The 5,561-nt window shown below is 45.6% G+C and carries 2 protein-coding genes and 1 pseudogene; all 3 read left to right on the top strand.

Translation table 11 applies throughout. The features are described from left to right. A pseudogene (gene rpoB / locus A3761_RS07785) lies at positions 1-825 on the top strand (DNA-directed RNA polymerase subunit beta); the annotation flags it as partial. An 88-nt stretch (positions 826-913) separates the two neighbouring features. Beyond that, a complete protein-coding gene (gene rpoC, locus A3761_RS07780; RefSeq protein ID WP_068553379.1) occupies positions 914-5,128 on the top strand; it encodes a DNA-directed RNA polymerase subunit beta' in 4,215 nt (1,404 codons plus the stop codon). A gap of 182 nt (positions 5,129-5,310) precedes the next feature. Beyond that, positions 5,311-5,561, top strand: a 251-nt coding sequence (gene rpsL / locus A3761_RS07775) for a 30S ribosomal protein S12 (RefSeq protein WP_068750074.1), incomplete at its 3' end; no start/stop codon positions are given.

The raw sequence follows: 5,561 nt of genomic DNA, 5'->3' as shown, positions 1-5,561 counted from the left end.
GCTGGACGACACGGGAACAAGGGTGTTATCTCGGTTATTATGCCAGTTGAAGATATGCCATATGATGAGCATGGTAACCCAGTAGATATTGTACTTAACCCGCTAGGTGTTCCGTCTCGAATGAACGTCGGTCAGGTACTGGAAACACACTTGGGTTGTGCTGCAAAAGGTCTTGGTAAGAAAATTGACCTTATGATTAAACAGCAGAAAGAAGTGCAAGAACTACGTGGCCTACTGGATCAAATCTATAACGGTGTTGCTGATAAGAAAGAAGCGTTGGATACCTTTAGTGATGAAGAGATTCTAGAGCTGGCACATAACCTTCGCGGTGGTGTTCCAATGGCGACTCCTGCTTTTGATGGTGCGAAAGAGTCTCAGATTAAAGAGCTTCTTCGTCTAGCCGGTCTTGATGATAGTGGTCAGGTTCAATTATATGATGGTCGTACTGGGGACTCTTTTGATCGTCCAGTTACCGTTGGCTATATGTATATCCTTAAGTTGAACCACTTGATTGATGACAAGATGCACGCTCGTTCTACGGGTTCATACAGCCTTGTTACTCAGCAGCCATTGGGCGGTAAAGCTCAGTTTGGTGGTCAGCGCTTCGGTGAGATGGAAGTATGGGCGCTAGAAGCTTACGGTGCTGCTTATACGCTACAGGAAATGCTTACGGTTAAATCTGATGATGTTAACGGCCGTACCAAGATGTATAAGAACATCGTTGATGGTGATCACCGTATGGAGCCTGGCATGCCAGAATCATTCAACGTACTTGTTAAAGAAATTCGCTCGCTTGGTATTGATATCGAGCTGGAATCAGAGTAGTTCGCAAGTCAATACAAACAATTACGCGGAGGCGAGCGCTTCTAGATGAAGCGTTCGCGGATAGATAACTCCAATTGGAGCAAAACCGATGAAAGATTTATTAAACCTATTAAAAAACCAAAATCAAACTCAGGAATTCGACTCAATTCGTATTGGCTTGTCGTCTCCAGAAATGATCCGATCTTGGTCATACGGTGAAGTTAAGAAGCCAGAAACGATTAACTATCGTACATTCAAGCCAGAGCGTGATGGCTTATTTTGTGCCAAAATTTTCGGTCCTATCAAGGACTATGAGTGCTTGTGTGGTAAGTACAAGCGCCTTAAGCATCGTGGTGTAATTTGTGAGAAGTGTGGTGTAGAAGTTGCGCTTGCTAACGTAAGACGTGACCGTATGGCTCATATCGAACTAGCTAGCCCAGTTGCTCACATCTGGTTTTTGAAGTCTTTGCCGTCACGTATTGGTATGCTTTTAGATATGACTTTGCGTGATATCGAGCGAGTATTGTATTTCGAATCATACATGGTTATTGATCCGGGTATGAGTACGCTTGAGCACGGTCAGCTACTTAGTGACGAACAATATTACGAGGCACTTGAAGAGTTCGGTGATGAGTTCGACGCTAAGATGGGTGCAGAAGCGATTCAAAGCTTACTGCAGAACATCAATCTAGAAGAAGAGATTGAGCGTTTAAGAGAAGAGATTCCAGCGACTAACTCAGAAACAAAAATTAAGAAGCTATCTAAGCGTCTTAAATTATTAGAGTCTTTCCACAGCTCAGGCAATAACCCTGAGTGGATGGTCTTGAAGGTGTTGCCTGTACTTCCACCAGATCTTCGTCCTTTGGTTCCCCTGGATGGCGGTCGTTTTGCGACGTCTGATCTGAACGACCTTTATCGTCGAGTGATCAATCGTAACAATCGTTTGAAGCGACTACTAGAGCTGAGCGCACCAGATATCATTGTTCGTAACGAAAAACGTATGTTGCAAGAATCTGTGGACGCATTGCTAGATAACGGCCGTCGTGGTCGTGCTATCACTGGTTCAAACAAGCGTCCTCTTAAGTCTTTGGCTGACATGATCAAAGGTAAGCAGGGTCGTTTCCGCCAGAACCTTCTTGGTAAGCGTGTTGATTACTCTGGTCGTTCGGTGATCGTTGTTGGTCCTAGCCTTCGTTTGCATCAGTGTGGTTTGCCTAAGAAAATGGCACTTGAGCTATTTAAACCATTTATCTTCTCTAAGCTTGAGCATCGTGGTTTAGCTACGACCATCAAAGCGGCGAAGAAGATGGTTGAGCGTGAAACACCTGAAGTATGGGACATTCTTGCTGAAGTAATTCGTGAGCACCCGGTAATGTTGAACCGTGCACCGACACTTCACCGTTTGGGTATTCAGGCATTTGAGCCGGTATTGATCGAAGGTAAAGCGATCCAGTTACACCCACTAGTTTGTGCGGCATATAACGCTGACTTTGATGGTGACCAAATGGCGGTACACGTTCCTCTGACGCTAGAAGCTCAGTTGGAAGCGCGTGCCTTAATGATGTCTACTAACAATATTCTTGCGCCTGCGAATGGTGAGCCAATTATAGTTCCTTCCCAAGATGTTGTACTAGGTTTGTACTATATGACACGTGAGCGTATAAACGCTCAAGGTGAAGGTATGGTTTTCTCTGATATTAAAGAGGTTCAGAGAGCATACGGTGCGAAAAAAGTTCACTTGCAGGCGAAAGTAAAAGTTCGTCTTACAGAGGTTACCAAAGATGAAGACGGTAACAATGTAAGCAAGTCGTTGATTGCAGATACGACAGTTGGTCGAGCAATGTTGTTCGATATTCTTCCTGATGGCTTACCATTTGATTTAGTTAACCGCCCGATGGTTAAAAAGGCGATCTCTAAGTTGATCAATACTGCATATCGCGTATGTGGTTTGAAAGATACGGTAATCTTCGCAGACCAGCTTATGTATTTAGGCTTTTCTCAAGCGACGTTTTCTGGCTCATCTATCGGTGTTAACGACTTCGTTATACCTGATGAGAAATATACGATTATCGATGCGTCTTCTGCTGAAGTAAAAGAGATCGAGACTCAGTTTGCCTCAGGTCTTCTGACGCACGGTGAGAAATACAACAAGGTTATCGATATCTGGGCGAGAGCTAACGATAAAGTCGCTAAAGCGATGATGGATAATCTCGGTAAAGATACCGTCGTTGATCGTGAAGGTAAGACGGTTGAGCAAGACTCATTTAACTCAGTCTTTATGATGGCTGACTCAGGCGCAAGGGGCTCGGCTGCACAGATTCGTCAGCTAGCTGGTATGCGTGGTTTGATGGCTAAGCCGGATGGTTCGATCATCGAAACGCCAATCACAGCAAACTTCCGTGAAGGTTTGAACGTACTTCAGTACTTCATCTCTACTCACGGTGCTCGTAAAGGTTTGGCGGATACGGCATTGAAGACTGCAAACTCCGGTTACCTAACTCGTCGTTTGGTTGACGTTGCCCAGGATCTTGTTGTGACCAATGATGATTGTGGCACCAAAGAAGGTCTGTTAATGACGCCAATGATTGAAGGTGGTGATGTTGTTGTACCACTAGGTGATCGTGTATTGGGTCGTGTTGCAGCAAAAGATATCTTTGCACCGGGTGATTTAGAAAATGTTGTTCTGCCTGTTGGCACCTTCTTGGATGAAAAGAAGGTATCCGAACTAGAAAAGGCAGGTGTTGATGAAGTATGGGTTCGCTCAGCGATTACCTGTGATACTCGACACGGTGTTTGTGCCCAGTGCTACGGTCGTGACTTGGCTCGTGGTCATGTTGTTAATAAGGGTGAGGCTGTTGGTGTTATCGCTGCGCAGTCAATCGGTGAGCCGGGTACACAGTTAACGATGCGTACTTTCCACATCGGTGGTGCGGCGTCTAGATCATCTGCAGTAGATAATATTCAGGTTAAGCATGGTGGTAAGATCCGCCTGCATAATATGAAGTCGATTGAGCGTAAAGACGGCTGCCTAGTTGTAACCTCTCGCTCTTCTGCGCTAGCAGTAGCTGATGAGCATGGTCGCGAGCGTGAGTGGTATAAGCTTCCTTACGGTGCTGTGATCTCGGCTAAAGACGGTGACAAGATCGAAGCGGGTGGTGTGGTTGCTAAGTGGGATCCACATACGCACCCAATCATTACCGAAAATGGTGGTAAGGCTCAGTTCGTTGGAATGGAAGAGGGTATTACTGTAACGACTCAAACTGATGAGTTAACAGGTCTATCCAATATCCAGATTATCGATCCGAAAGATCGTCCATCTTCAGGTAAAGATATTCGTCCAATGGTTCAGCTTGTGGATGAAGATGGTAACCCTGTCTTGTTACCAGGTACAGATAATCCGATTCAGGTATTCTTGCCAGCTAACGCTTTGTTAAATATGCGTGATGGCGACATGGTTGAAGTAGGCGACGTCTTGGCTCGTATTCCTCAAGAGTCATCTAAGACTCGTGATATCACAGGTGGTCTACCGCGAGTAGCTGACTTGTTCGAGGCGCGTAAGCCTAAAGAGCCTTCTATCTTGGCTGAAATTTCTGGTGTTGTTAGTTTCGGTAAAGAGACTAAGGGCAAGAAGCGATTAGTGATTACGCCTAAAGATGGTGCTGAGCCGTATGAAGCATTGATTCACAAGTATCGCCAGTTGAACGTATTCGAAGGCGAAACAGTAGAAAAGGGTGAGGTTATCTCGGATGGACCTTCTAACCCGCACGATATTTTGCGCCTACTGGGTGTTGTGGAGCTATCTAAATACATCACTAACGAAGTGCAGGACGTTTACCGTTTGCAGGGTGTTGTAATTAACGATAAGCATATCGAAGTTATCGTGCGCCAGATGTTGCGTAAAGTTGAGATTACGCAGTCTGGTGATACTGACTTGATCAAGGGTGACCAGGTTGAGTATGTGAAGTTCTTGGAAGCTAATGAAGAGGCTGATTCGAACGACAAGATGCCTGCGCAGTGTGAGCGTCAGTTGTTGGGTATTACCAAAGCTTCGCTTGCAACTGAGTCGTTTATCTCTGCTGCATCGTTCCAGGAAACAACGCGCGTACTGACTGAAGGTGCGGTGACAGGTAAGCGTGACTACTTACGTGGCTTGAAAGAGAACGTGGTAGTGGGCCGTTTGATCCCGGCAGGTACAGGTTTGGCTTACCACTCAGAGCGTAAGCGTAAGAAAGATCAGAAGTTGGCACCTATCGCTGAAGAGGGCTTGGGTGTAAGTGCACAGGATGTTGTTGCAGCATTGAGTGCCGAGCTTAATAAGCAGTAATTGCTTGTTAAGTAAGTGGATGCAGGTGCGGTGAACAAAAAATCACCGCATTGCTTGACAGTTGAGGGGGGCGTCATTAGACTTGCGCCCCTCAACTTTATTGTGCCAGCAATTTCGGCATAGTAGTTTGACGTTTTGTAATGAAACGGTTTTTAAAAATATAGATATTGGAGTTTGCTTACATGGCAACGATTAATCAGTTGGTACGTAAGCCTCGTAAACGTGTAGTCGCGAAAAGTGACGTACCCGCGTTGCAGGCTTGTCCTCAACGTCGAGGCGTTTGTACTCGTGTATACACTACGACACCTAAGAAGCCAAACTCGGCTTTGCGTAAGGTTTGTCGTGTTCGTCTAACGAACGGTTACGAGGTTACATCGTATATCGGTGGTGAAGGCCATAACCTACAAGAGCACAGCGTTGTTCTTATTCGTGG

It is taken from the genome of Oleiphilus sp. HI0123 (genome assembly GCF_001635315.1).
The sequence above is the reverse complement of the archived record's forward strand: the minus strand, read 5'-3'. Positions and strand labels throughout refer to the sequence as shown.